This window comes from Microbacterium sp. Soil_N32, from assembly GCF_057655505.1.
The window spans coordinates 91,803-117,569 of record NZ_JBDGME010000017.1 but is presented as its reverse complement, the minus strand read 5'-3'; the positions used below and the strand labels follow the sequence as shown (position 1 = coordinate 117,569).

The following is a 25,767-nucleotide window of genomic DNA, read 5'->3' as shown; positions in this document are numbered from 1 at the left end:
ATTCGGGCGCGCTCGTCGGAGCCCGCCCCCCTCTGTTCGGAGCGGGCGACGGAACGGATCGGATGCCGGGACGACACCGCCGCCCCGGCCCGCACGGTCATGCCGAGTCCCTGCCGTAGGTCTCGAGCAGTCGCAGCCAGACCTCGCTGACCGTCGGGTAGGAGGGCACCGCGTGCCAGAGGCGCGCGATCGGCACCTCCCCGACGATCGCGATCGTCGCCGCCTGCACGAGCTCGGCGACCTCCGGCCCGACGAACGTCGCACCGACCACGACCTCGCGTGCCGTGTCGACGACGAGACGCGCCTGTCCCTCGAAGCCGTCCTCGTACAGGCTCGCGCCGGCGACCCCGCCGAGGTCGTAGTCGACGGCACGGACCTCGAGACCCGCCTCCGCCGCGGCATCCGCGGTCAGCCCGACCGAGCCCACCTCCGGGATCGAGAACGTCACCTGCGGCACGGCGGCGTGATCCGCCGTCGCGGCGTGACGTCCCCAGTCGCCGGCATCCACGTCGTCACCCTTCGCGCGAGCCACGATCACGTCGCCGGCCGCGCGCGCCTGGTACTTGCCCTGATGGGTCAGCAGCACGCGCCCGTTGACGTCGCCGACCGCGTAGAGCCAGTCCGAGCCGGGCACGCGCATCGTGTCGTCGACCGTGATCCACCGGCCGGGCTCGAGGCCCACCGCGTCGAGGCCGATGTCGTCGCTGCGCGGCGAACGTCCGGTCGCGACCAGCACTTCGGATGCCGTGATCTCGCTGTCGTCGTCGAGGGTGATCGTGACGCCGTCGTCGTCTCGGCGCACCGCGGTCGTGCCGGTGTTCAGCCGCACGTCGACGCCGAGCTCGCGCAGGCCCGCGGCGACGCGCTCGCCGGCGAACGTCTCCATGCCGCCCAGCAGACCGCTGCGGGCGAGGAGGGTGACGCGGGAGCCGAGTGCGGCGTACGCCGTCGCCATCTCGACCGCGACCACTCCGCCGCCGATCACGGCGAGCGAGTCGGGCAGCTGCTCGGCGCTCGTGGCCTCGCGGCTCGTCCACGGCGAGGCGTCGCGCAGTCCGGGGATCGGCGGCACGACGGCATCCGATCCGGTGCTGACCGCGACGGCGTGGCGGGCGCGCAGCACGCGCGTGCCCCCGTCGGCGTCGGTGACGGTCACCTCTCGCTCGCCCGTGATCCGGCCGTGGCCGCGAGCCAGGTCGATGTGCGCCGACTCGAGCCACTTCACCTGGCCGTCGTCCGACCAGTTGCTGGTGAACGAGTCGCGGCGGGCGAAGACGGCCGACACGTCGAGCGCGCCGGTCACCGCCTCTTTCGCGCCCGCGACGTGCTGAGCCGCGCGCAGCGCCTGCGCGGAGCGCAGCAGGGCCTTCGACGGCATGCACGCCCAGTACGAGCACTCGCCGCCGACCAGCTCGCTCTCGACGATGATCGCCGAGAGTCCTCCCTGCACGGCGCGGTCCGCGACGTTCTCGCCGACCGGCCCTCCGCCCAGGACGATCAGATCGTATTCATCGGTCTTGTCTGCAGTCATCGCACGCCTTTCCGCCGAACAGTCTTGCTCACCAGCAACGCCGTGTCACGGGGTCGTTGTTCCCGTGGGCGGGCTGACGGCGCATCCGGGCGCGTCGGCCCCCCGCCTCAGCGGACGGGGAGGATGTGCGTGGGCGTCGCCGCCGGCGCCTGATGACGGATGCCCCGGGGCGCTCCCGTACGGTCGTCGAGGTCGATCAGCGCGATCGAGTCCGACCGCTGCCCCGCCACGACGAGCTTGCCCTCGAACACCCGGTGGTGACGGGGCCAGTCGACGCCCGCGTCGGCCAGGGCGACCGATTCGAGACGCGCACCACCGTCGAGCACGCGCAGGGCGGCGATGGTGTTGCTGCCGCGGAGAGCGGTGTACAGGAAGGCGCCGTCACGGGTGCGGGCGAGCTCGGCGGGGAAGTCGGTACCGATCTGAGCGACGGGGCTGGTCGCGGTGACCGACGCGACGCTCCACGTGCCATCGGGCGCTGCTGCGAGCGTGAACACCTCGCAGGAGTACTCGGTCACGACATGCAGATGACCGCTCGGATGCACCACCATATGACGCGGCCCCACGCCCTGCGGCAGCACGACCTCGTGGTCGAGCGCGAGGCCCGACCCGGTGAGCCGCCAGAACCGCACGAGGTCGAACCCCAGGTCGGTCGTCGCGATCCGCCCGTCCGGCAGGAAGGCGGCGGCATGCGCGTGCGACGAGCGGTCCGGCGCGGAGTACGGGTCGGATGCCGCGGCACCCACTCCCGGTTCGTCGCGCACCGCGTCGGGGTCTTCGTCGGCGCCGAACAGCGCCGCGCGCAGCGCCGCCGCGGCATCCGCCTTCGCCGGCACGGGGCGCCCGTCGGGCGCGAGGCCGAAGCGCACGACACGTCCGTCTCCGTAGCAGCTGGCGATGAGCGTCTGACCGTTCGGCGCGACGGCCAGGTGGCACACCGCCTCCCCGGCGGGCACGGCGACTCCGAGGGGTGCGAGCGACCCCTCCCCGGAGCGGACGAACGCCTGCACGGTTCCGGCGTGCTCGAGCGCCGCATAGACGACGTCGAGCGTCGGATGCTGCGCCAACCACGACGGCGACGAGACGGGCGCCGCGAGGTCGCGGTACGCGAGGGTCGTCGCCTCGCGCCCCTCGTCACCGGCGAGGAAGCCGACGCCCTCGGCCGTGCCGCCCATCTCGGGGCCGTAGCTCCCGAGCCAGAACCGGGTCACGGGTCAGTCGAGGAGGTCGTGGCGCACCACGACCTGGTCGCGCTCGGGGCCGACGCCGATCACCGAGATGCGCGTGTTGCTCATCTTCTCGAGGGCGAGCACGTAGTCCTGCGCGTTCTTGGGCAGGTCGTCGAAGGTGCGCGCGACGGAGATGTCTTCGCTCCATCCGGGGAAGTACTCGAGGATCGGCGTCGCGTGGTGGAAGTCGGTCTGGTTGACCGGCACCTCGTCGAACCGCTCGCCGTCGACGTCGTAGGCCACGCACACCGGGATCTGCTCGAGGCCGGTGAGGATGTCGAGCTTGGTGAGCACGAGGTCGGTGATGCCGTTGACGCGCGTCGCGTAGCGGGTGATGGGGGCGTCGTACCAGCCGACGCGACGCGGACGACCCGTGGTGGTGCCGAACTCGAAGCCGCGCGAACGCAGCCAGTCGCCCTGCTCGTCGAACAGCTCTGTCGGGAACGGACCCGATCCGACTCGCGTCGTGTACGCCTTGACGATGCCGACGATGCGGTCGAGGGCACCAGGGCCGACGCCCGAACCGGTCGAGGCTCCGCCGGCCGTCGCCGACGACGACGTCACGAACGGGTAGGTGCCGTGGTCGACGTCGAGCATGGTCGCCTGACCGCCCTCGAACACGACGACCTCTCCGCGGTGCAGCGCCTCGTCGAGGAGGTGACCGGTGTCGGCCACCATCGGGCGCAGGCGCTCGGCGTACGACAGCAGGTCGTCGACGATCTCGTCGACGGTGATCGAACGGCGGTTGAACACCTTCACCAGCAGGTGGTTCTTCTGGTCGAGGGCACCCTCGACCTTCTGGCGCAGGATGTTCTCGTCGAACAGGTCCTGCACGCGGATGCCGACGCGGTTGATCTTGTCGGCGTAGGCCGGACCGATGCCGCGGCCGGTCGTGCCGATCATGCGCTTGCCGAGGAAGCGCTCGGTCACCTTGTCGAGCGTGCGGTGGTACTGGGTGATGATGTGCGCGTTCGCGCTGACCTTGAGGCGCGAGATGTCGATGCCGCGGGCGCCGAGCGCCTCGAGCTCGCTGAACAGCACCTCGAGGTCGATGACGACGCCGTTGCCGATCACGGGGGTGACGCCGGGGGAGAGGATGCCGGAGGGAAGCAGGTGCAGCGCGTACTTCTCGTTGCCCACCACCACGGTGTGTCCGGCGTTGTTGCCGCCGTTGAACTTCACCACCCAGTCGGTGCGCTCACCGAGGAGATCGGTGGCCTTGCCTTTTCCTTCGTCGCCCCACTGCACGCCGACGATCACGATTCCTGGCATGGGTAACCCCCTGGATGATGCCTCTCGCCGGGATTCCACCGGCGGATGAGCTGGCCCGATCGGGCGTTCCCATCCTAGCGAAGCCCCTCCGACACTCCCCTTCTGCGCTGTCTGCGACCTGTCCGCCCCCCTCGGCGACCTGTGACGCCTTCACTTCGCGCCCTGCGGCGCCCGCGTTCCGGCGGAGATCTGTGACGCCTTCACTTCGCGCCCTGCGGCGCCCGCGTTCCGACGGGGATCTCGGGATGCAGAGGAGAGGATGCGGCATCCGGTCCTCCCTATCGCGCGATCTCCTTCGTTGCGGGGGGCCGGCGGCGGCGGCGGGCCCGGACACTCACGGGAGAACCGGTAGGGAAGAGGCAGGAATCCGCCGACGGCTGTCCGCCCCCCGCCTCGCCGATGTCGGTGACCCCTGCCACCATCGGAACATGTCGAAGACCGCTCCCGTCTCCGGCGGCCTCCCGCGCACCGCGCCGCGGCAGGGACCGCTGGTACTCATCGCCGCGCTCGTGACCGTGGCGCTGTGGGCATCGGCGTTCATCGGCATCCGCGGGGCGGGGCCGCACTACGACCCGGGCGCCCTGGCGCTGCTGCGCATGGCCGTCGGTACCGCGGTGCTCGCGGTCATCGCTGTGCGCCACGGCATCCGACTCCCCGCTCGCCGCCAGTGGTGGCTGATCGCGGTGTGGGGCGTCGGCTGGTTCTGCGTGTATAACCTGGCGCTCAACGCCGCCGAGCGCACGCTCGATGCCGGGACGGCGGCGATGGTCGTGAACCTCGCTCCGCTGATGGTGGTGGTCTTCAGCGGACTCTTCCTGCGCGAGGGATTCCCGAAGCCGCTCGTCATCGGCGCTCCGATCGCCTTCCTGGGCGTGGTGCTGATCGGGATGAACTCCTCCACCCCGGCGGGTGAGGGACCCGACATCACCGGCCTCCTCCTCGCGCTCCTCGCAGCGGTCATGTACGCGGGATGCACCCTGCTGCAGAAGCACCTGCTGACCGGCGGAGCCGACTCGACGACGCTCACGTGGCTCGGCGCCCTCGCGGGCACCGTCGCCCTGCTGCCGTGGGCCGGGAGTCTGGTCGCCGCGGTGCAGACCGCTCCGCTGTCGTCGACGCTGTGGGTCGTGTATCTGGGCGTCTTCCCCACCGCAATCGCCTTCACCACCTGGGCGTACGTGCTGCAACGCAGCACCGCGGGGCAGACGTCGGCGACGACCTACGTGGTGCCGGCGCTCGCCATCCTCATGTCCTGGGCCATCCTGGGCGAGGTTCCGACGCCCCTGATGCTGCTCGGCGGCGCGCTGTGCCTGCTGGGCGTGCTCGTCACCCGCCTGCGGTGGGGTTCGGGCCGACTGTCGACCCGCGAGCGCCCGGCCACCGCGACCAGACCCTGACGCAGCCCCTCGCCCTCCTCGCTGCCGGGCCGGGCCTCCGCACCCGCGCCCACACCCCTGGCCGCGCCCGCACCCCCCTGGCCGCACCCCTAACCGCACCCGCACCCCTGGCCGCGCCCGCACCCCTGGCCGCGCCCGCACCTCTGGCCGCGCCCGCACCCCTGGCCGCCCCCCTGCCCACACCCGCACCCGCACCGCGGCCGCATCGGCACCCGCGGCCGCACCCGCACCCGCGGCCGCACCCGCACCCGCACCCCTGCCCGCACCGGCACCGGCACCGGCACCGGCACCGGCACCCCCGATATACCGATCGCCGCGCGTGATTCGCGCCAATCACCAGCGCTTCTTCGCAATATCCCACCGAGCCGGAATGAAGGCGCGAGAACCGCCGAGGATCGCCCGCGCAGGCGCCGAGAGGCGCTACGTTGTCCGGCGGCTCGACCACTCCCGCGTCGACCGTAGAGCGACGGAGGAACGATGAAGCGAGTGTGGCCCTACCTGCGGATCGCCGCCGCACTCCTCGCGCTCGCCGCCCTCGCGCGGCAGCTCGCGCGTGAGATCGAGACGGCCGGAGAGGCCACGACCACCTGGGGTTCCGACGTCCCTACCGCGGTGTCGAACTACTTCAGCTACTTCACGGTGCTCTCGGGCCTTCTCTCCGCCATCGCCCTGCTCGCCGGAGCCGGGTGGATGCTGCGCACCCGGTCCGAGAACGACGTCGAACCGCGTTGGCTCGCCGTGCTGCTCGCCGACGCCAGCACCTACATGATCACGACGGGCATCGTCTACAACCTCCTCCTCCGCGGCATCCCCTCGCACACCGCCACCGAGGTCTGGACGGGCGAGACGCTGCACGTGGTCATGCCGCTGGTGATGCTCGTCGACGTGCTGTTCGCGCCCCGGCGTCGCGCCCTGGGCTGGGGGACCGCGCTCCTCGCCGTGGTGTTCCCCCTCCTCTGGGGCGGGTACACGCTCGTCCGTGCACCGTTCATCACCGATCCGGCCACGGGCGCGTCGTACTGGTACCCGTATCCGTTCCTCGATCCGCACGGCGAGGGTGGCTGGCCGTCCGTCCTCACCTACATCGCGGTGATCGCTGCGGCGATCCTGCTCATCGCGGTGCTGGTCGTCGCCGTCGGGCGCCGGCGCGGAGCGGCGCACGGACACGGCCCGCGCGCCGGATCGCCGCCGACGAAGTCCGGCGCCGCAGCCGACGCCGATCCGCACCCCGACCCGCACTCGCAGTCCGACCCGCACCGGCACGCGCACCCGCACCCGCACCGGCACGCGCACCCGCACCCGCACCCGCACGAACTCAGGACACCGCCGACCCAGGCGCCACAGGAGCCTCGCGATTCCGGGCCGGTGTCGCCGGCGAGACCGAGGAACACCCCGCCGTCCTGAGTTGTGGCGGTCTGCGCCGCTCTCCGAATCGCGAGATCGGGAGCCTGCCGCCGGTGCGCCCGCCGATACATTGGCATCATGACGACCTGGTGGCCCTATCTCCGCATCGTGGCAGCCCTGCTCGGCACGGCGGCGCTGGTGCGCCAGTTCGCGCAGACCGTCGGCAACGCCCTCTCGGCGACGACCGAATGGGGCTCGCACGTGCCCACTGTGGTCGCGAACTTCTTCAGCTATTTCACGATCCTGTCGAACCTCAGCGCGGTGGTCGCTCTCTCGGCTGGCGCGGTGTGGATGCTCCGCACCCGCCGCGAGAACACCCCCGAGCCCCGCTGGCTCGCGACGCTCCTCGCGTTCTCGAGCACGTACATGATCGTCACCGGCGTCGTGTACAACGTGCTGCTGCGCAACATCGCTCTCGTCGGGCTCTCGGAGCCGTGGACGAACGAGACGCTGCACGTGATCATGCCGCTGGTGATGCTCGTCGACGTGCTGGTGGCGCCGCGGCGCCGCGCCCTGCCGTGGAGCGCCGCCGTGGGCGCGGCGATCTTCCCGCTCGTGTGGGCTGTCTACACGATGGTGCGCGCGAACTTCATCACGGCTCCCGCCACCGGCAACGCCTGGTGGTACCCGTACCCGTTCCTCGACCCGAACGGCCCGGGTGGCTGGCCGTCGGTGGTCGAATACATCATCGGCATCGCCGTGGTCATCGTGGGTTTCGCGGCCGCCGTGGTGTGGGTCGGTCGGCGCCGCGGCATCCACGTTCCGGCATTCGAAAGACGGTGACCCCCTCCGCCGGGTAGGTGCCGTCTGCAGGCACTGCGGCGACGCGCAGGCGAGGAAAGCGGTTGATCCGCCTGCATTCCGCACCGCTGCCTGCAACCGACGGCGCCGCATGCAGCGCAGACCCACGAGACGGATGCCGTGGGCAGAAGTACCCCGCCCGCCCGGGGTGGAACGTCGGATGGGGCCGCTACCCTGGTGCGGGGGAAGGCCGGAGGTGTCTCCCCGAGCGATCGAGGAGACTTCCCATGAACGAGCCCTACGCGCCCGAGCCGTCCGCGAGCTCCACGCCGCCGCCGCCCGCTCCCTCCCTGCGCAGCGAGCAGCGCGCTGCGGCACCGTCGGCACCTCCCGCGACCGCCCCGCAGACCCCCGCCCCCGCGCCGGCTCCGTCGGCAGCTCCCCCGGTCGCCCCGCACGCCGCCCCGGCCTCGCAGCCCCCGCAGCCCGCGGCACGGCAGGCGACGGATGCGTCCCCCAAGAGCGCCCCGACCGACGCCGAGCTCGCCCGTGCCGGGGCGGTGCTGAAGGTCGTCTCCGACGCGTACTCGGCGAAGATGGTCGGTCAGGAACGGCTGCGCATGAGCCTGCTCATCGCTCTCATCGCCGGCGGCCACATCCTGCTCGAGAGCGTGCCGGGGCTGGCGAAGACGACCGCCGCGAGCACCCTCGCCGACACGGTGAAGGCGCAGTTCAAGCGCATCCAGTGCACCCCCGACCTGCTGCCGAGCGACATCACGGGCAACCAGATCTACGACGCCGCGACCGGCTCGTTCCGCACGGTGCTCGGCCCGGTCCACGCCAACTTCGTGCTGCTCGACGAGATCAACCGCTCGAGCGCGAAGACGCAGAGCGCCATGCTCGAGGCGATGCAGGAGCATCAGACCACCATCGGCGGCGAGGTGCACCACCTGCCCAAGCCGTTCCTCGTCATCGCCACGCAGAACCCCATCGAGCAGGAGGGCACGTACGAGCTGCCCGAGGCGCAGATGGACCGCTTCCTGCTCAAAGAGATCGTCGAGTACCCGAGTCCCGCCGAGGAGTTCGAGATCCTCGGGCGCATCGACTCCGGTGTGCTCGACCCCGACCGGCACGTGTCGAGCGCCATCACCCTCGACGACGTGCACATGCTGCAGGACGTGGCGAGCCGCATCTACGTCGACCCCGCGATCCGCAACTACATCGTGTCGATCGCCTACGTCACGCGGAACCCCGCGCCGTACATCGGCGACGACCGCGCGCGCTTCATCAAGTACGGTGCGAGCCCGCGCGCGAGCATCGCCTTCCTCCAGGCCACGCGTGCGCTCGCCCTGCTCAAGGGGCGCTCGCACGTGCTGCCCGAAGACGTGCGCGAGCTGCGCCACCTGGTGCTGCGCCACCGCGTGCTCCTGACGTTCGAGGCAGATGCCGAGGGCATCCGCAGCGAGGAGATCATCGACCAGATCTTCGCCGCGGTCCCCACCCCCTGATCGCCCGGGTCCCGGCCCGCCCGCTCGGCCGACGTGCAGCCGAACCCGACCCAGAGAACCGAACCCCGCCCGCCACCGCAGGAACCCGATGCCCAGTCTGATCACGCAGGTGAAGAGCAAGCTCTTCATCCACTCGACGCGCAAGTCGATGCACGCCCTCGACGGCGCGCACGCGTCGCTGCTGCGCGGGCGGAGCCTCGACTTCGAAGACCTGCGCAAGTACGAGTACGGCGATCAGGTGCGCGACATCGACTGGCGCGCGACCGCGCGGCTGGGCACTCCGCTCGTCAAGCGGTCCCGCGCGACGAAGATGCAGACAGTGCTGTTCGTCGTCGACACGGGGCGCTCGATGACCGCCCTGGCCGCCGACGAGCGGCCGAAGCGCGACCTCGCGATCATGGCGACGGGCGCGCTGGGCATCCTGACCCTCCGGCACGGCGACGACTTCACCGCGATCTACGGCGACGCCGACGGCACCCGCCGGCTCGCGCCCGGCCGCAGCGAGGGTGCGCTCGAGCACGCCCTCCGCACGATCAGCGCCGCCACCGACCGCAGTACCGCCCCGAACGACCGGGACGCGCTGCTCGCCGCCGTGACCCGCACCGTGTCGCGGCGCATGATCGTCGTGATCGTCACCGACGCGGCGCCCGTCACCGCGCAGACCGAGCGGATGCTCCGCCGCCTGCGCGTGCAGCACGACGTGCTGTGGCTCACCGTGCGCGACGCCGACCCGGTGCTCGATCACGCGACGGGGCTCATCCGCAGCGACGTCGACAGCCTGTGGGACGTGCCCGACTTCGTGCAGGGCGACCCCGCCATCGTCCGCGAGCTGGCCGCGCAATCGCAGGCCGAAGCCGCTCAGCTCGCCGACACCCTGCAGCGGCTGGAGATCGCCCACGGCGTGCTCGAGAGCCAGGAGCAGGCCGTGCCGCAGCTGCTGCGTCTGCTGCACGGCGTGCTCAGTCGCGGGAACGGGAGGTCTCATGCCCGTCTCTGACGAGCTCTACCCCCCGGCCCAGTACGGCTGGGGCTGGGTGCTGCTCGCCTTCGGCATCCTTGCGCTGATGGTGGCCGCGGTGTGGATCGTGATCGCCCTGACGCGTCCGCGCCGCGAGACGGCCGTGCGCGGCGAGCAGCAGCCCCTGCCGACGGGCGACGTGCTCAGCCAGCTGCGCGTCGAGTATCTGGAGCGCGTGCAGCAGATCGAGACCGACTACCGCGAACGCCGCCTCTCGCCACGCAACGCGAACCTCGAGCTCAGTCGCGTCGTGCGCACCTTCGTCAACGAGTACAGCGGCCTCGAGGCCCCCGTCCTGGCGCTCGACGACCTCATCGCGCGCGGCGTGCATCCCGCCCTCGTCGATGCGCTGCGCCGCCACTACTACCCGAGCATCTTCCGCCAGGGGCCGCCGATCGATCCGATCGCCGGGGCCGAGGCCGCGCGAACGGTGGTGCGGACATGGCACTAGCGAACTGGTGGGTGATCCTCGTCGCCGTGGGCGTGGTCGCCGTCGCCGCGGCCGTCGGCCTCTTCCTCGGCCTGCGCCGCCGAGCGCAGACGGCATCCGTCGACCGTGCCCGCGTGGCGCGCGCCGAGCGTCTGCGCGCCCTGCCGTCCTTCCGCGAGGCGCTGTCGCGGCGCATGCTCGCCCTGTCGGGGGTGCTGCTGCTCGGTGCGTTGACGGCGGTGACCGCCGGGGTCGTCGCCGCGCGGCCGATGTCGTCGGAGACCATCCAGCCGGTGAACACCAGCCGCGACATCATGCTGTGCCTCGATGTGTCCGGCTCGATGTCGGAGGTCGATGTCGAGGTGCTCACCGTGTTCGAGGAGCTGCTGGAGGGGTTCGAGGGCGAGCGCATCGGTCTGACGATCTTCAACAGCTCCCCCGTGCAGATCTTCCCCCTCACCGACGACTACGAGTTCATCCGCGGGCACCTGGAGAGCATGCGTGAGAGCTTCGACTACGTCGATCAGGTGCCCGAGCACTGGGTCGGCACGCTCAACGGCAACGGCGCGTCGCTCATCGGAGACGGTCTCGCGGCGTGCGCGATGGGCTTCGATCACCCCGACGACGAGCGCTCCCGCTCGATCATCTTCGCCACCGACAACGAGATCAACGGCGCTTCGATCGTGACGCTCGAAGAGGCCGCGAACTACGCCGCCTCGAACGGGGTGCGGGTGTTCGCCCTGAATCCGGTCGAGGGCAAGGACACGGACGTGAGCGCCGAGCTGACCGCTGCGGCGGAGGCCACCGGCGGCCAGGCGTACGGGCTGCGCGAGACCACGACCGTGGGCGACATCGTCGACCAGGTGCGCGAACAGGATGCGACGGAGCTGCGCGGCGAGGCGCAGGTCGTCTGGACCGACTCGCCCGACCTGTGGATCGTCGTGGCGGCGGTCGCCCTGTTGTCGTTCATCGTGCTGCTGTGGAGGGTGCGACTGTGATCCTCCAGCCCGTCGTCAACGGCTTCCTGCTGCTCCTGCTCTTCGCGCCGATCGTGGCGCTGGTCGTATGGATACTCGTGCGCGCGCCGAAGCCCTCCCCCGCTACCGCGGCGGTCGACCCCCGTCTCGCGGCGCGCCCCGCTCGCACGCACCGGCTGCTGTGGGGACTGCGGCTGGCGATGGTCCTCGCCTGCTTCGTGATGCTGCTGCGCCCCGGCATCCCCGGCGGCGCCACGCAGACGCTCGCCACCGACACCGATGTGGTGCTCGTGGTCGACACGACCGCCAGCATCGTCGCCGAGGACTGGGCGGAGGGCCAGCCGCGACTCGACGGAGTACGCGCAGACGTCCGCACGATCGTCGCCGAGTACCCCGGCGCCCGGTTCGCGCTCATCACCTCCGACGCGTCGGCGCAGCTGCGGATGCCGCTGACCACCGACACCACGGCGTTGATCGGCTCGGTCGACGTGCTGCGGCCCGAGGTGACGTCGCAGTCGCGCGGCAGCTCGATCGGCATCGCCGCGAACCTGCTGGCCGAGACGCTGGCATCGGCGGCGGATGCCTCGCCCGACCGCTCGCGCATGGTCTTCTACCTCGGCGACGGCGAGCAGACGGTGTCGTCAGCCCCCGAGTCGTTCGAAGCGAGCGCGGAGTACACCGACGGAGGGGCAGTGCTCGGATACGGCACCCCCGAGGGCGGCCCCATGCGGATCACCAGCGGCGGCGTCGACGGCGAGGACGCCGGGTACATCGAGTACCAGGGGTCTGAGGCGTTGTCGGTCATCGACGAGAAGAACCTCGAGGCGATCGCGGGCGAGCTGGGCGTGGAGTACGAGCACCGCACTCCCGACAGCGAGCCGGTGCTGCCGGAGGCCCCCACCACCACGACGAACTTCGCCGAGTCGGGCGAGGTGGGCAACGTCACCGAGCTGTACTGGGTCGCCGCTCTGCTCCTCGTCGCACTGCTCGGCGTGGAGCTCGCTCGGGCGACCATGCTGGTCGCCCGGCTGCGGGGTCTTCGAGCCGCGCCCGCGAAAGAGGGAGGTGCGTCATGAGCGATGCGCAGACGGCCGCCGCGGCGCTTCTCGCCTCGAACCGCCGCCGCCGGAGCATCCGGAAATGGATGGCGATCGCCGGCCTGCCGTTCGTGCTCGTCGGACTGCTGTTCGTCGGCAAACTGCTGAGTATGTACGCCTTCGCCCACCAGTCGATCAGCGCCTACGTGGTCGACGACTACGCCGGCAGCGAGTCGGCCGCGCACGGGCAGGAGTTCCTCAACTGGTTCGAGCCGTACAAGGCCCCCTTCAACGTCGGCACGGCGCTCGCGGGAGCGGAGGAGCTGCCCGAGGCGCGCGCGAAACTCGAGGAGGCCCTCGACCTGGCGACGGGCCTCGAGGTGTGCGACGTGCGCATCAACCTCTCGCTCGTGATCGAGCGCATGGGTGACGCCGCCCGGCAGGACGGCGACGGGGCCGGAGCCGCGGAGCTGTACGCCGAGGCGCTGACGATCACCGTCGAGACGCCCGAGGAGTGCCGCAGCGAGGATGCGCAGAATCAGTCGTCCGACCCGAACCGCGACCCGGGCGAGAGCCTCGACGAGTCGGAGGAGCGGCTGAAGGAGAAGCAGCAGCAGCAGGAGCAGCAGGAGCAGCCCCAGGACGGCGAGGAGCAGCCGCAGGAGGAGCAGGAGCAGCCGGCTCAGCCCGACGAGCAGAAGCTCGACGACCTGAAGGACAAGCTCGAACAGGGCACCCAGGAGCGCGATCAGCAGCAGGACGACGAGGGCGGAACCTCCGGGGGAACGGACAAGCCATGGTGAGTGATCACGAGCGCCAGCGCGCACGCTACGTCGCCGGGTCCGAGGGCGCCCCTCCGGTACCTCCACCCGGAGGGTACCGGGGCGCACGGCGTGGCAGCGAGCCGGCGCCGCCCCCGCAGTTCCCCACCTTCGTCTCGGTCGACAGCGACGACGAGGGGCGGTCGGCGAACGCCCTCGGCTGGATCGCCCTCTGCCTCAGCATCCTCTTCGCGCTCGTGCTGCTGGGCACCCTTCTCGCCGGCGGCACCGACGTGCTCTACGGCGTGACGCTGCTCGCGGTGCAGCTCGTGGTTGTCGCCGTCGTGATCGGAGCGATCTTCACGAAGCGCGGGCGCACGCTCGGAGCCATCGCGCTCGTCGTCACCGTGCTGTTCAACATCGCGACCGTCGGCGGCCTGAGCGCCCTGCAGACCTCGGCGAGCGGCAGCTACGACGGCACGAAGAGCGACGAGCAGCGGCACGCCGAGGCGTACCCGGGCATCAAGGGCACGAACCCGCAGGACGTGCTGAACCAGGACTCTCTCGAAGAGATCCGGGCCGAGTCCGAGAGCCTGTTCACCGACATCCGCCAGCGGCTCACCGAGCGGTTCGGCTACACGTGGGTGCAGGTGTCCGACGAGGATCTGCGTCCGGAACGCAACGGCTACGGCGGCGAGTCGATGCTCTACGAGTACACGTCGGCGGGGTGGGCGACGGTCGAACCCATCCAGGAGTACGACCGCAAGCAGGAGGTGTTGGAGGTCGCCAACGACGTGGTGCGCGAGCACGGCCTGTGGGACCTCTACGCCTTCAACGACCCCGTGCAGTCGGGCATCGACGCGAACGTGCTCACCAAGATGTACGGGTCGGACGACCCGCGCACGCAGCACACGTGGGAGTCGTACACCGAGAACTACCCCGAGCCGCTGCGGTTCTACGCCAACATCTTCGACCTCTCGAACGATCCGACCGGCGATTTCCGGGTCGAGCGCGAGGCCCAGAGCGCACGGACCGGCGAGCCGCTCGAGGGCATGCAGCTCTTCGTGCTCGCGAGCGCCGTGCTCAGCGACGACGATCGGGCCACCTTCGAGGAGAAGCTGAAGGAGTACCCCGGGTTCTGACGCTCGACGCCCGGGTGCGGGGACCTCGTTGCGCGCGGGGGCGCGTGGGCGCGAGGGCGCGCGTGCGCGTGGGCGCGCGTGCGCGAGGACGCGTGCGAGGATGACGGGATGCGGCAGGGAGCGGTCGGCGAGGTGCGACTCGTCGACCGCGAAGGGCGGCGGCTCGTCGAGAAGCGCCTGCGCGACCCCGCTCGACACGACACCGAACTGCGGGCGCTCCGCGCGCTGGAGGGATCGGGTCTACCCGTTCCGCAGGTGATCGACGCGCACCCCGGGATGATCGTCATGACCGAGCTCCCGGGCACGCGACTCGACGACGTCGACCCCGAGAGCCGGCTCGCGGGGCTGCGCGACTCGGCCTCTCTCCTTCGCCGACTGCATGCGCTCGAGACTCCGACCGACCTTCCTCCCGCACCCGACGATGCCGAGATCGTGGCACGCTACCGGGCCGCCGACGGACCGCACCTGCCCCTGAGCATCCCTCCCTCGACGGGCCGAGCGTTCTGCCACGGCGACTGGGGCGACGGCAACCTGCTCGGCATCGACGGATGCGTCACCGGCGTCGTCGACTGGGAGGCGGCGCACGTCGGCGATCCGATCCGCGAGGTGGCTCGGGCGGCATACGGCGCCGCGCGCAAGGATCCGCGTTCGGCGCAGGCGCTCATCGAGGGCTGCGGGGCGGATGCCTCGGCCGTCGCCGCCTGGTACCCGATCCATGCCGCGGAGCTGTGGCTGTGGTTCCGTCAGGCAGGTCCTCCCGAGTACCTCGCCCAGCTCACCGCCGAACTGCGCGCCTGGTAGGGGGCCGCCGCGAAGCGCGCCCGCTCGGACAGCGAGAACGGAGAGCATCCGTCCGCTGCTCGGTGTGTCGGCCCGCGACGCGCCGCATTCCGCTCGGGTGGTCTCTGTTTTCGCGCGCGGGTAGGCCGGGGGGCCAGGGGGTGAGAGCCAGGGGGTGGGGTCAGGATGACAGGGCGAGGCCCGCGGCGAGCGCGAAGCCGAGCACCGTGGCCAGGCCCGTGGCCTCCTTCGCCTTCGACTGGGCCTCGGGCACCATCGAGTCGACGAGCATGACGAGGAGCGCTCCAGCGGCGAATCCGCTGGCGCCCGCTCGGAACGCGTCACCCGTGAGGCTGGCGAGAGCGAACCCGCCGACGGTCGCCAGCGCGCACACCACCGCGACACCACCCCAGAGCAGCAGCACGCGCTTCTTGGCCATGCCGCCGTCGAGCAGGTCGGCCGCCGAGCCGATCGATTCGGGAAGGTTCGAGACGAGGATGGCGACGACGAGCGCGATGCTCACCGGTTCGCCGGAGGCGAGGCCGATGCCGAGCACGAGCTGCTCGGGGATGCCGTCGAGCAGTGCTCCGACTGCGAGCTGCCCTCCGCCCGCCGAGCCCTTCGTCTTCGCCGCGCGTGCGTCGAGGATGCGCGCGGCGATGAAGTAGGCGAGCGCGCCGAGCGCCACACCCGCGACGAGGGGTACCGGGCCCGCGACGTCGAGGCCCTCCTCCCACAGCTCGAACGCGATCGACGCCATGAGCGCGCCCGCGCCGAACCCCAGCACGATGCCGAGCCACCGCGGCGGCCACGCACGCAGCAGCGCGAGCACCGCGCCGACGAACAGCGGAGCCGCCGCGACCGCACCCCACAGCACTGCCTGACCCATATGCCCACTCTGGCACGTCGGCGCCTCGCCGCGAGGCATCCGCTCGTCACCGGCCACCCGTTCGGAAGGAGATCTCGCGATCGGAAGGAGTGGCAGTGACGAACCCTCCTGGCGCCGTCGGGTGGCGCCCCGGGGCCGCGTCACGCATTCCAGAGCGACACGCCGCCCGCCGTAGACTGGAGGGCATGTCCAAGGTCCTCCAGTCCCTGCCCGTCGGCGAGCGCGTCGGCATCGCCTTCTCCGGAGGACTCGACACCTCCGTCGCCGTCGCGTGGATGCGCGACAAGGGCGCGGTTCCCTACACCTACACCGGCGACCTGGGGCAGTACGACGAAGACGACATCGAGTCGATCCCCGGTCGTGCGCTCGAGTACGGCGCCGAGGCGTCGCGCCTGGTCGACGCCAAGACCGCCCTGGTCGAAGAGGGCTTCGTCGCCCTGTCGTGCGGCGCGTTCCACATCCGCTCGGGCGGCAAGACCTACTTCAACACCACCCCCCTCGGCCGCGCGGTGACCGGCACGATGCTGGTGCGGGCCATGAAGGAGGACGGCGTCGACATCTGGGGCGACGGGTCCACCTACAAGGGCAACGACATCGAGCGGTTCTACCGCTACGGACTGCTCGCCAACCCGCGTCTGCGTGTCTACAAGCCGTGGCTCGACGCTGACTTCGTGACCGAGCTCGGCGGCCGCAAGGAGATGAGCGACTGGCTGGTCGCCCACGACTTCCCGTACCGCGACTCGGCCGAGAAGGCCTATTCGACCGATGCCAACATCTGGGGCGCGACGCACGAGGCCAAGACCCTCGAGCACCTGAACGTCTCGCTCGAGACCGTCGACCCGATCATGGGCGTCAAGTTCTGGGACCCGTCGGTCGCGATCGACAGCGAAGACGTCACCGTCACGTTCGAGGCCGGCCGCCCGGCCGCCATCAACGGGGTCGAGTTCTCCGACCCGGTCGCTCTCGTACGCGAGGCGAACACCATCGGCGGACGCCACGGCCTGGGCATGAGCGACCAGATCGAGAACCGCATCATCGAGGCGAAGTCGCGCGGGATCTACGAGGCCCCCGGAATGGCGCTGCTGTTCATCGCGTACGAGCGCCTGGTCAACGGCATCCTCAACGAAGACACCCTCGCGACCTACCACGAGCAGGGTCGCCGCCTCGGTCGCCTCATGTACGAGGGACGCTGGCTCGAGCCGCAGTCGCTCATGCTGCGCGAGTCGATCCAGCGCTGGGTCGGCCTGACGATCTCCGGCTCGGTCACCATCCGCCTGCGTCGCGGCGACGACTGGACCATCCTCGACACCGTGTCGCCGAACCTGTCGTACGGCCCCGAGAAGCTCTCGATGGAGCGCGTGGGCGACGCGGCGTTCGGCCCGGTCGATCGCATCGGGCAGCTCACGATGCGCAACCTCGACATCGCCGACTCGCGCGCCCGTCTCGAGCAGTACGCCGGCCTCGGCCTGGTGGGCGGGGCCACCGGCGAGCTGGTCGGCCGCGTTACCGCGGGCGAGTCGAGCGAGATCACCGGTTCGGTCGAAGAGGTCGATGAGACGCTCGCCGACCGCGTCGATGTGGCGTCGGAGGGCGCGGCGTTCGACTCGGGCACCGACTGACACCGATTCGAAAGGGGGGCGGATGCTGCGGCATCCGCCCCCCTTTTTCGTCCCCTCCACCCGCCCCGCTGTGAAGGTGCTGAGTTATCTTGCACACACCTGTGCACATTAACTAGACTCGACGCATGCCCACACGCGCACCCCGCCGCGACGCGCTCGAGAACCGCGCCGGCATCCTCGCCGCCGCCCGCACCGCACTCTCCGCCGACCCCTACGCCTCGGTCGATGTGATCGCGCGCAGCGCCGGACTCTCGCGCCGCACTCTCTACGGCCACTTCGATGACCGCGAAGCACTCATCCGCGAACTCATCTCGTCGGGTGCCCAGCGGTTCAACGCGATCGCCGCCGAGGTCGCCGATCCCGACGCGCGCGTCGCCCTCGCCCGCCTCGCCGCCCGCCTCTGGCACGAGGCCGCCCACGTGCAGGTCGCCGCCGCGCTGGCCCTCGACGAGGCGCACGTGCAGCACACGGCGGATGCTCTCGCCCCGCTCCGACGAACCGTCGCCGCGCTCGCCCGCCGCGGACAGGACGAGGAGGTGTTCCGCACCGATCTCGCCGCCCCCACCCTCGCTCGCCTGATCGAGGAGGTCGCCCGCACCGTCATCTCGCGCACCGATGCGTCGAGCGCGGGCGCGGCCGACCTCGCCGTGCGCACGGTGCTGAGCATCGCCGGACTCTCGTGGCGCGAGGCCGACGAGCTGCTCGTCGCGCACCCCGACATCGTCGCGGCCGCCGCACAGGGCGCGACGACCGACCGGGAGGCCACCGAATGAGGATCGCACTGCACGAGGTGAGCAAGGGCCGCGGCGGTCAGGCGCTGCCGACCATCTCGCTCGAGTTCCACACCGGCGAGGTGCGCTTCGCTCTCGCCGAGACCGAGCAGCGCCCGACGGTGCTCGGCCTCATCGCCAGCGGACGCATGCGCCCCGACTCCGGCTACGTGACACTCGACGGCAACCGCAACGCCAAGGAGCTGCGCCGCCGCGTCGCACTGGTCGACGGCCCGGACGTCAGCGACCCGCACCCCGATATCTCGCTCGCCGGGGTGGTCGGCGAAGAGCTCATGTTCGCCGGACTCGGCGCGACGCCCCTGCACGCCCGGCGCTGGCTCTCGATGCTCGGGTACGCCGACCTCGCTTCGGTACCCATCGGCAGCATCGATCCGGCGGCGCGTGTGCGCATCCTCTGCGAGCTGGCCGTGCTGCGCGACGGAACGGATGCCGTCGTGCTCGTGTCACCCGACCGCCACGGCGGCTCGCCCGACGGCTGGTGGCGCATCGCCCGCGAATTCGCCGAGCGGGGCTACGCCATGCTCGTCATCGTCGGCGGTGCCGCCGCCGTGGCGCTGGAGCGCATGGAGGAGCTCGGCGCCGTGAACGCCTCGGGTCCGGTCGAGCCCCTCGTGCTCGACGACGACGGCGACACCGATGCCGATGCCGCTGCCGACACCGACACCGACACCGACGCGGATGCGGGGGCGGACACCGCTACCGACACCGATGCGGAGGCAGACACCGAGACCGACGCGGATGCGGATGCGGATGCAGCCGCCGACACGGCACCCGCCGCCCCGGCATCCGGGTCCGCGCCTGCCGACCCATCTGCCCCGGCCGCCGATCCCCACGCCCCCGCACCCCCGCCCGCCGACGGTCTTGCCGACATCACCCCCACCCCCGACGACCCCCGGAACGGAGCAGCATCGTGAAGGTCCCCGCGATGATCGCCGCCGAACTGCGACGGCTGACCGCGAGCCGGATGAGCGTGATCGCCCTGATCGCGCTGGTGTGCGTGCCGATCCTCTACGGCGGCCTCTACCTGTGGGCCAATCAGGACCCGTACGGCAAGTTCTCCGAGGTTCCCGTCGCCCTCGTGGTCGACGACGAGGGCGCGCCGTCGACTGCATCCGATGCCGGCCCCGGCGACACGGTCAACTACGGCGAGGACGTCGCCGACAACCTCATCGAGGGAAACGCCTTCGACTGGCAGCGCATGACGTCGGACGAGGCGGCGGATGCTCTGCGCACCGGTTCGGTCGACTTCACCGTGACCATCCCCGCCGATTTCTCGGCCGCCCTCACGTCGGCCTCCGGGGATGACCCGCACCAGGCGCGCATCGACCTCGAGACCAACGACGCAAACAACTACCTCGCGTCGTCGATGGGGTCGCAGGCGGTCGAGAAGATCCGCAGCTCGGTCGCCGAGATGGTGGGCAGCGAGGCCGCGGAGCGGCTGCTCACGGGTCTCAGCGACATCCGCGAGAGCCTGGTGTCTGCGACCGACGGCGCCACGCAGCTCACCGACGGCGCGAACACCGCGGCCTCCGGCAGCACCACGCTCGCCGACGGCACCACGCAGCTCGCCGACGGCACTTCTCAACTGGCGACCGGCGCGCAGACCCTCGCCACAGGGGCGCAGCAGGTGGCCGACGGCAACCGGCAGCTCGCCGATGTCGCCGATCGTGCGGGGTCCGTCGTGCAGCAGGCATCGGATGCCCTGCCCCAGGTGCGCACCGACATCACCACGCTGCTCACCGACCAGGGCCTCACGCAGGAGGAGATCGACCGGGTGCTCGCGACGCTCGACCCGGTCGCGACGCGCCTGCAGGAGGGCAACACGAAGGTGCAGGCCGACATCGCGAAGATCGACCAGCTCGCCGACGGCGCGGCACAGGTCGCCTCGGGCGCGTCCACTCTCGCCTCGGGAGCCAGCACGGCCGCCGAGGGGGCGTCGACCGTCAACGACGGCGCGGTGCAGCTGCGCGACGGACTCGGCACGCTGGCGAGCGGTGCGGCCGAGCTGCGCGACGGCCTCGCGTCCGGCGTGGAGCAGATCCCGGCATCCACCCCCGACCTGCGCGCGCAGCAGGCCGACACGATCGCCGACCCCGTCGACGTGTCGAGCGACAAGGTCGCCTCCGCCGAGGACTACGGCGCAGGACTCGCGCCGTTCTTCGCCGCGCTGTCGGCCTGGATCGGCATCTACGCGCTGTTCCTCATCGTCAAGCCGATCTCGCGACGGGCGATCACGGCACTGCATTCTCCGGTGCGGGTGACGCTCGCGGGCTGGCTCACGCCCGCGATGCTCGGCGCCGTGCAGATGGTGGGGCTGATGGGCATCCTCGCCCTGACGCTCGGCTTCACCTTCAACCATCCCGTCGGCACGCTCGGCGTACTGGTGGTCGCGTCGGCGACGTTCGCGGCGATCATCCTCGCGCTGAACGTCTGGCTCGGATCGGTGGGACAGTTCCTCGGTCTGGTGCTCATGGTGCTGCAGCTCGTGACGGCGGGCGGCACGTTCCCGTGGCAGACCCTTCCGACGCCGCTGGCCGCGCTGCACCACGTCCTGCCGATGGGGTACGTCGTCGACGCGATGCGCCAGCTGATGTACGGCGGCGATCTCAGTCGTGCCGGGAGCGACCTGCTCGTGCTCGGCGCCTGGCTCGCGGGGGCCCTGGCCCTGGCGATGATCGGGGTCACTCGAATGACGCACCGACGCACGCTGCGCGACCTGCAGCCGAGCCTGATCGGCTGACGCCGTCGCAGGAGAGGGCCTCGTTCGCGGGGTCCTCTCATGCGACGGCCGGTAACGTGGAGCGGTGCCCACCAGCTATCTCGCCCCGAAGGGCACTCCGGTCACCCTTCTGGAATTCGAGCACGCGGGTGCGACGCTCATCGCCGAGACGTTCGGTGACGGGGGCCCGACGTTCCTGCTGCTGCACGGCATCGGCATGGGGCGCAGCGTGTACCTCGACCTCGCGCAGCGGCTCGACGGCCGGCTCATCGCCCTCGACCTCCCCGGCTTCGGCGAGGCGCCCGAGCCCGAGCGCACCCTCACGATGGAGCGGCACGCCGACCTCGTCGCCGCCTACCTCCGGCACACCGGCGAGGGGCCCGTCGTGGTGATCGGCCATTCGATGGGCAGCCAGATCGGCGCGGAGTTGGCGGCGCGCCATCCGCTCCTCGTCTCGGGCGTCGTCCTCGCCGGGCCGACCGTCGACAAGCGGGCGCGCAACATCCGCGCCCAGGCCACCTACCTGCTGCGCGACCTCCTGGGCGAGCGGCCGCTCGTGATCTGGCGCGGCGCCCGCGAGTACCTGCGCGGCGGCCCGCACCTGCTGCGCAAGATCGAGGCGACGGTGCGGCATCAGCCCGAGCGGGCCTACGCGCGCATCGACCAGCCCGTGCTGGTGTTGCGCGGGGAGGACGACCCGCTCGCGCCGATGAGCTGGTGCCGTCAGATCATCGACCAGATCCCGGGGGCGCGTCTCGAGATCATTCCCGACCACGGGCACGGCACGCTCATCAGCGACTCCGAGCCGGCTGCCCGTCTCATCGAGGACTTCGCGGCACACCTCTGACCGCGTCGCCCGCGGGCAGAGGCATCGGTTTCAGAGGGTGCCCTGGTTGTTCATACCGGGCTGTCTCGTGTCGAGGGCGACACCGAGCGACGGATCGGGGCGAGGTCCGTCGTCGCCCGTAGGACGCGATCGGCGTCCGGCGACGGCCAGCATGACGACCGCCCCCAGGGCGGCCAGTCCGTAGAGGGCGAAGGCGGCATCCATATCGGAATGCTAGACGCCTCCTCGCCCGACGACCAGCCCTATCCGGCGGCCGGCGGGGTCTGCTTCGACTCGGCGAGTTCGTCGACGACGAGGTGACGCTGATCGGCCGATCCGTTGCGGTAGGCCTGCCGCCCGACGATGTGCGCCGAGAGCGGCGCGGTCGCGAACTGCATGAGCACGATCGGCGCGACCAGGGCGAGACCGAGCAGGAACCCGCCCACACTGCGCTGCGCCAGCGCGATCGCGACGCAGATGAAGACCAGCCCGAGCACCTGCGGCTTGGTGGCGGCGTGCAAGCGCGACGGGACGTCACGGAAGTGCAGCAGGCCCACCGCGGCCGACAGGCAGAGCAGCGCGCCGAGGAGGATGAGCACGAGCACCGCCGTGTCGATCACGGCGTCGGGGATGACGAGACCGAAAACGTTCATGGTGTCGTGTTGTCCCTTCTGGCGACGAATCGGGCGACCGAGATCGACCCGAACACGCCGACCGCGGCGATGATGAGCAGCACGGGGATGCTGCGCGTGTGACCGTTGATCGCCATCTCGGCACCGAGCACGCACATCACCTCGGTCAGCAGCACATCCGACGCGACGGCGCGGTCGAGGATGGTCGGCCCGCGGAAGATGCGCACGACCGTGAGGATCGCCGCGATGCCGAACACGATCATGATGACCAGCAGGAGGATGCTCACCGCACCCCTCCCTTCGTCGAGGCCGGGCCGCCCGCGCGCTCCGCCCGCTCGTCGGCCTTGAGGGCACGGTACTGCGCAGGGTCGCCGAGCGCACGCACGACCCGCTTCTCCCAGCGCAGCACGATCTGGCGCTGCTTCTCGACGCCGGCGCGGTCGTCGACACCGATGACGTGCATGTAGAGCACCCGGCGGTCGCGGTCGGCCTCGACGACGAGCGATCCGGGCACGAGCGACGACACCACCGCGACGTGCGTCATCACGAGATCGTCGGCGTAGCGCAGCGGCACCGCGATGATGGCCGTGCCCGGTTGGTGGCGGAAGTCGAAGACCTGGATGGTGACCGACAGCGCACCCTTGAGCAGCGCCCAGAGGAACTGCACCACGAACAGCGCGGCGTAGAAGACGTTGAGGCGCCCGGACAACTCGACCGTCGGCAGACGGAACACGCGCGTCACGAAGACGGCGACGACGAGCCCCGAGACGAACGCGAGCAGCGTGAACTGGCTCCACAGGAGCATCCACAGCACCACGAGCCACGCCAGGAACGGCAGCTGCACCCGCAGGTCGCGCCAGAAGTGGCGCGCGTTGTCGCGGCTCATCCGACCACCTCGTCTTCGAGCTGCACGAGGTTGACCGGCTCGAGCAGCGTGGCGCCGATGCGGTCGCACAGCTCGTAGAGCGGACCGGCGAACACCGTCAGCGCGACGGTCACGGCGACCATGCCCGCGGTGGCGAGGGTCATGATCCGGGGGATGCGGCGGCGCTCCTGCTGCTCGTCGGCGGCCGGCGCGTTGCCGAGGTACGAGATGCGGCCCTCGGTCTCGCTGGAGTCCTCCTCCTCGCGCCAGAACGCGAGGTTCCACGCGCGCATGAGCGCGTAGAGCGTGAGGAGCGAGGTGACGATGCCGCCGCCGATCAGCACGAGCATGAGCGGGGTGCCGACCGAGGCCGCGGCCTCGAACAGCGCGAACTTGCCGATGAACCCCGAGAACGGGGGCAGGCCGCCGAGGTTGATGGCGGGAATGAAATACAGCACCGCGATCACGGGCGCGATCTTCAGCAGCCCCTTCACCCGCAGGATCGACGTGCTGCCCGCGCGGCGTTCGATCAGCCCCACCGCGAGGAACAGGGTGGTCTGCACGACGATGTGGTGGACGATGTAGTACACCGTCGCTCCGATGGCGGCAGGTGTCGCGATCGCGAGGCCGAAGATCATGTAGCCGACGTGACTGACGAGCGTGAACGACAGGATGCGTTTGAGCTCGGCCTGCGCGACGGCACCGAGCACGCCGACGACCATCGTCGCGAGGGCGATGATCAGCAGCAGGGTGTCGATGCTGTTGGAGGCGAAGAGCTGCGTCTCGGTGCGAATGAGCGCGTAGACGCCGACCTTCGTCAGCAACCCCGCGAAGACGGCGGTGACGGGCGCGGGCGCGGTCGGGTACGAGTCCGGCAGCCAGAACGACACGGGGAAGATCGCGGCCTTGATGCCGAAGGCGACGACGAGCATGAGGTGCAGCACGAGCTGCGTCTCCTGCGGCAGCTCGGCCATGCGCTCGGCGATCTGCGCCATGTTGACCGTACCGACCGCGCCGTAGATCATCGCGATCGAGGCGAGGAACAGGATCGACGACACGAGCGACACGACGATGTACACCGCGCCGGTGCGGATGCGCGACTCGGTGCTGCCCAGCGTGATGAGCACATACGACGCGACGAGCAGGATCTCGAACCCGACGTAGAGGTTGAACAGGTCGCCCGCGATGAACGCGTTGAAGATGCCGGCGGCGAGGATGAGGTACGACGGGTTGAAGATCGAGATCGGGGTCTCGTCGGTCCCGTCGGCGGCGCCCTGACCGATCGAGAAGAGCAGCACCGCGAGCAGCACGATGCTCGACACCAGCACCAACAGGGCTGCGAGCCGGTCGACGTAGAGCACGATGCCGAAGGGCACGGGCCATCCGCCGACCGACACCGCCATCGGGGTGTCGGCGGCGTCGACCGCGATGAGCAGCACCGCGGCGATCACCGACACGGCGGCGAGCGTGACGACGGTGACCAGCACCTGCAGGCGCGCGTTGCGCCCGAAGACGAGCGTGATGGCCGCACCCAGCAAAGGAAGGCCGACCAGGAGGGGGACGAGCGTCGTCATCGGTTCTCCTCCTCATCGGTCTCGTCTGGTCGGTCGGTGGGGCGTTGCGCCGTGTCGGAGGGGCCGTCCGCGCCGGCGGGCTTCGCGGTCGCTCCGGCGACGTCTGCGTGGGCCTCGGCCGCGTCGGTGTCGTCGACGTCGTCGGCGTGCGTGTCGGCGGCGGTGCGCAGCACGCCCGGGTCGTCGGCATCACGCCGCGCGGAAGCCTCCTCGGTGTCGTCCACCTCGTGGACGTCGTCCTCGTCGTCGGGCGGGGCCGACTCGGCGGTCAGCACGGGCGATCCGCCGTCGACGGTCTCCTCGCGTGCCTCCTCGTCGGCGGCGGGATCCCCCTCGTCCGGCGCATTCGCCGCGCCCCGGGCGCCGTCGTCGCCAGAAGCATCGGCACGCCGCTCGGCGGCCCGACCTCCGAAGGTGCCGTCGGCGCGGGCTTGGGCGTCGGTGTCGCCGTACGCAGGCGCGGCTACCACGTCGGGATCCGCTCCGCTCTCGCGCCCGCGGGCACTTTCACGCCGACGCGCGTCGTCGTCGGGATCCGCCTCACCGTCCGCGAAGGCATCCGCATCTCCGTCGCTCTCGTCGCCCGCATCGGCGTCCGAGTCCGCGTCATCCGCCTCCGCGCCGC

At 71.0% G+C, this 25,767-nt stretch carries 25 protein-coding genes; 16 read left to right on the top strand and 9 right to left on the bottom strand.

What is annotated here, in order from left to right; translation table 11 throughout:
* Window positions 1–97 precede the first annotated feature (97 nt).
* The 3 genes from AC3A3J_RS05895 to AC3A3J_RS05885 all read right to left on the bottom strand — a co-directional run bounded on the left by AC3A3J_RS05895 (window position 98) and on the right by AC3A3J_RS05885 (window position 4,032).
* Complete coding sequence (locus AC3A3J_RS05895; RefSeq protein ID WP_487671395.1) at window positions 98–1,531, bottom strand: dihydrolipoyl dehydrogenase family protein; 1,434 nt, start codon at window positions 1,529–1,531, stop codon at window positions 98–100.
* A 107-nt stretch (window positions 1,532–1,638) separates the two neighbouring features.
* Window positions 1,639–2,742, bottom strand: coding sequence for a lactonase family protein (locus AC3A3J_RS05890; RefSeq protein ID WP_487671394.1), 1,104 nt, complete (start codon window positions 2,740–2,742; stop codon window positions 1,639–1,641).
* 3 nt (window positions 2,743–2,745) lie between these two features.
* Entirely contained in the window at window positions 2,746–4,032 is a 1,287-nt protein-coding gene (locus AC3A3J_RS05885) for an adenylosuccinate synthase (protein WP_487671393.1), read from the bottom strand.
* 428 nt (window positions 4,033–4,460) lie between these two features.
* Here AC3A3J_RS05885 and AC3A3J_RS05880 point away from each other — a divergent pair, with 428 nt between their 5' ends.
* The 11 genes from AC3A3J_RS05880 (at window position 4,461) to AC3A3J_RS05830 (ending at window position 15,248) form a co-directional block, all read left to right on the top strand.
* Complete coding sequence (locus AC3A3J_RS05880) at window positions 4,461–5,429, top strand: DMT family transporter (RefSeq protein WP_487671392.1); 969 nt, start codon at window positions 4,461–4,463, stop codon at window positions 5,427–5,429.
* Between the two features lie 477 nt (window positions 5,430–5,906).
* Window positions 5,907–6,833 (top strand): Pr6Pr family membrane protein, encoded by a 927-nt coding sequence (locus tag AC3A3J_RS05875; RefSeq protein WP_487671391.1) that lies wholly within the window; start codon window positions 5,907–5,909, stop codon window positions 6,831–6,833.
* A gap of 78 nt (window positions 6,834–6,911) precedes the next feature.
* A complete protein-coding gene (locus tag AC3A3J_RS05870) occupies window positions 6,912–7,616 on the top strand; it encodes a Pr6Pr family membrane protein (RefSeq protein ID WP_487671390.1) in 705 nt (234 codons plus the stop codon).
* Window positions 7,617–7,861: 245 nt separating this feature from the next.
* Entirely contained in the window at window positions 7,862–9,082 is a 1,221-nt protein-coding gene (locus AC3A3J_RS05865; RefSeq protein ID WP_487671389.1) for an AAA family ATPase, read from the top strand.
* Window positions 9,083–9,170: 88 nt separating this feature from the next.
* A complete protein-coding gene (locus AC3A3J_RS05860) occupies window positions 9,171–10,079 on the top strand; it encodes a DUF58 domain-containing protein (RefSeq protein WP_487671388.1) in 909 nt (302 codons plus the stop codon).
* On the top strand, window positions 10,066–10,551 hold the full coding sequence (locus tag AC3A3J_RS05855; protein ID WP_487671387.1) for a hypothetical protein: 486 nt from the start codon (window positions 10,066–10,068) through the stop codon (window positions 10,549–10,551). The genes AC3A3J_RS05860 and AC3A3J_RS05855 overlap by 14 nt, the downstream gene beginning before the upstream one ends.
* Window positions 10,542–11,528, top strand: a complete 987-nt coding sequence (locus AC3A3J_RS05850; protein WP_487671386.1) for a VWA domain-containing protein — start codon at window positions 10,542–10,544, stop codon at window positions 11,526–11,528. Before AC3A3J_RS05855 ends, AC3A3J_RS05850 begins: the two co-directional genes overlap by 10 nt.
* The gene (locus AC3A3J_RS05845; RefSeq protein ID WP_487671385.1) at window positions 11,525–12,583 is read left to right on the top strand and encodes a VWA domain-containing protein; all 1,059 of its coding nucleotides are present in this window, start codon (window positions 11,525–11,527) and stop codon (window positions 12,581–12,583) included. Before AC3A3J_RS05850 ends, AC3A3J_RS05845 begins: the two co-directional genes overlap by 4 nt.
* The gene (locus AC3A3J_RS05840; protein WP_487671384.1) at window positions 12,580–13,347 is read left to right on the top strand and encodes a tetratricopeptide repeat protein; all 768 of its coding nucleotides are present in this window, start codon (window positions 12,580–12,582) and stop codon (window positions 13,345–13,347) included. Before AC3A3J_RS05845 ends, AC3A3J_RS05840 begins: the two co-directional genes overlap by 4 nt.
* Window positions 13,341–14,447, top strand: coding sequence for a DUF4064 domain-containing protein (locus AC3A3J_RS05835; RefSeq protein WP_487671383.1), 1,107 nt, complete (start codon window positions 13,341–13,343; stop codon window positions 14,445–14,447). Before AC3A3J_RS05840 ends, AC3A3J_RS05835 begins: the two co-directional genes overlap by 7 nt.
* Window positions 14,448–14,555: 108 nt before the next feature.
* On the top strand, window positions 14,556–15,248 hold the full coding sequence (locus AC3A3J_RS05830; protein ID WP_487671382.1) for a phosphotransferase family protein: 693 nt from the start codon (window positions 14,556–14,558) through the stop codon (window positions 15,246–15,248).
* 160 nt (window positions 15,249–15,408) lie between these two features.
* Here the strand turns inward: AC3A3J_RS05830 and AC3A3J_RS05825 are convergent, their stop codons facing one another.
* On the bottom strand, window positions 15,409–16,116 hold the full coding sequence (locus AC3A3J_RS05825) for a ZIP family metal transporter (RefSeq protein WP_487671381.1): 708 nt from the start codon (window positions 16,114–16,116) through the stop codon (window positions 15,409–15,411).
* Window positions 16,117–16,301: 185 nt separating this feature from the next.
* On the opposite strand from AC3A3J_RS05825, the gene argG reads away from it, so the two are divergent.
* The 5 genes from argG to AC3A3J_RS05800 all read left to right on the top strand — a co-directional run bounded on the left by argG (window position 16,302) and on the right by AC3A3J_RS05800 (window position 22,092).
* Complete coding sequence (gene argG / locus AC3A3J_RS05820) at window positions 16,302–17,735, top strand: argininosuccinate synthase (RefSeq protein WP_487671380.1); 1,434 nt, start codon at window positions 16,302–16,304, stop codon at window positions 17,733–17,735.
* 125 nt (window positions 17,736–17,860) lie between these two features.
* A complete protein-coding gene (locus AC3A3J_RS05815) occupies window positions 17,861–18,508 on the top strand; it encodes a TetR/AcrR family transcriptional regulator (RefSeq protein ID WP_487671379.1) in 648 nt (215 codons plus the stop codon).
* Entirely contained in the window at window positions 18,505–19,440 is a 936-nt protein-coding gene (locus AC3A3J_RS05810; protein ID WP_487671378.1) for a hypothetical protein, read from the top strand. Before AC3A3J_RS05815 ends, AC3A3J_RS05810 begins: the two co-directional genes overlap by 4 nt.
* Window positions 19,437–21,266: a YhgE/Pip family protein gene (locus AC3A3J_RS05805; protein WP_487671377.1), complete on the top strand. Its 1,830-nt coding sequence runs from the start codon at window positions 19,437–19,439 to the stop codon at window positions 21,264–21,266. Before AC3A3J_RS05810 ends, AC3A3J_RS05805 begins: the two co-directional genes overlap by 4 nt.
* Window positions 21,267–21,330: 64 nt before the next feature.
* Complete coding sequence (locus tag AC3A3J_RS05800; RefSeq protein WP_487671376.1) at window positions 21,331–22,092, top strand: alpha/beta fold hydrolase; 762 nt, start codon at window positions 21,331–21,333, stop codon at window positions 22,090–22,092.
* Between the two features lie 30 nt (window positions 22,093–22,122).
* Here the strand turns inward: AC3A3J_RS05800 and AC3A3J_RS05795 are convergent, their stop codons facing one another.
* Genes AC3A3J_RS05795 through AC3A3J_RS05775 form a run of 5 tightly spaced genes read right to left on the bottom strand, consistent with a single transcriptional unit; the run spans window position 22,123 to window position 25,142 of the window.
* The gene (locus AC3A3J_RS05795; protein WP_487671375.1) at window positions 22,123–22,296 is read right to left on the bottom strand and encodes a hypothetical protein; all 174 of its coding nucleotides are present in this window, start codon (window positions 22,294–22,296) and stop codon (window positions 22,123–22,125) included.
* Between the two features lie 38 nt (window positions 22,297–22,334).
* Complete coding sequence (gene mnhG, locus AC3A3J_RS05790; RefSeq protein ID WP_487671374.1) at window positions 22,335–22,724, bottom strand: monovalent cation/H(+) antiporter subunit G; 390 nt, start codon at window positions 22,722–22,724, stop codon at window positions 22,335–22,337.
* Window positions 22,721–22,990 carry an MrpF/PhaF family protein gene (locus AC3A3J_RS05785; protein WP_487671373.1) on the bottom strand — a complete coding sequence of 90 codons (270 nt, stop codon included), beginning with the start codon at window positions 22,988–22,990 and terminating at the stop codon, window positions 22,721–22,723. Before AC3A3J_RS05785 ends, mnhG begins: the two co-directional genes overlap by 4 nt.
* Complete coding sequence (locus AC3A3J_RS05780; RefSeq protein ID WP_487671372.1) at window positions 22,987–23,589, bottom strand: Na+/H+ antiporter subunit E; 603 nt, start codon at window positions 23,587–23,589, stop codon at window positions 22,987–22,989. The genes AC3A3J_RS05785 and AC3A3J_RS05780 overlap by 4 nt, the downstream gene beginning before the upstream one ends.
* Entirely contained in the window at window positions 23,586–25,142 is a 1,557-nt protein-coding gene (locus AC3A3J_RS05775; protein ID WP_487671371.1) for a Na+/H+ antiporter subunit D, read from the bottom strand. Before AC3A3J_RS05775 ends, AC3A3J_RS05780 begins: the two co-directional genes overlap by 4 nt.
* Window positions 25,143–25,767: the final 625 nt, after the last annotated feature.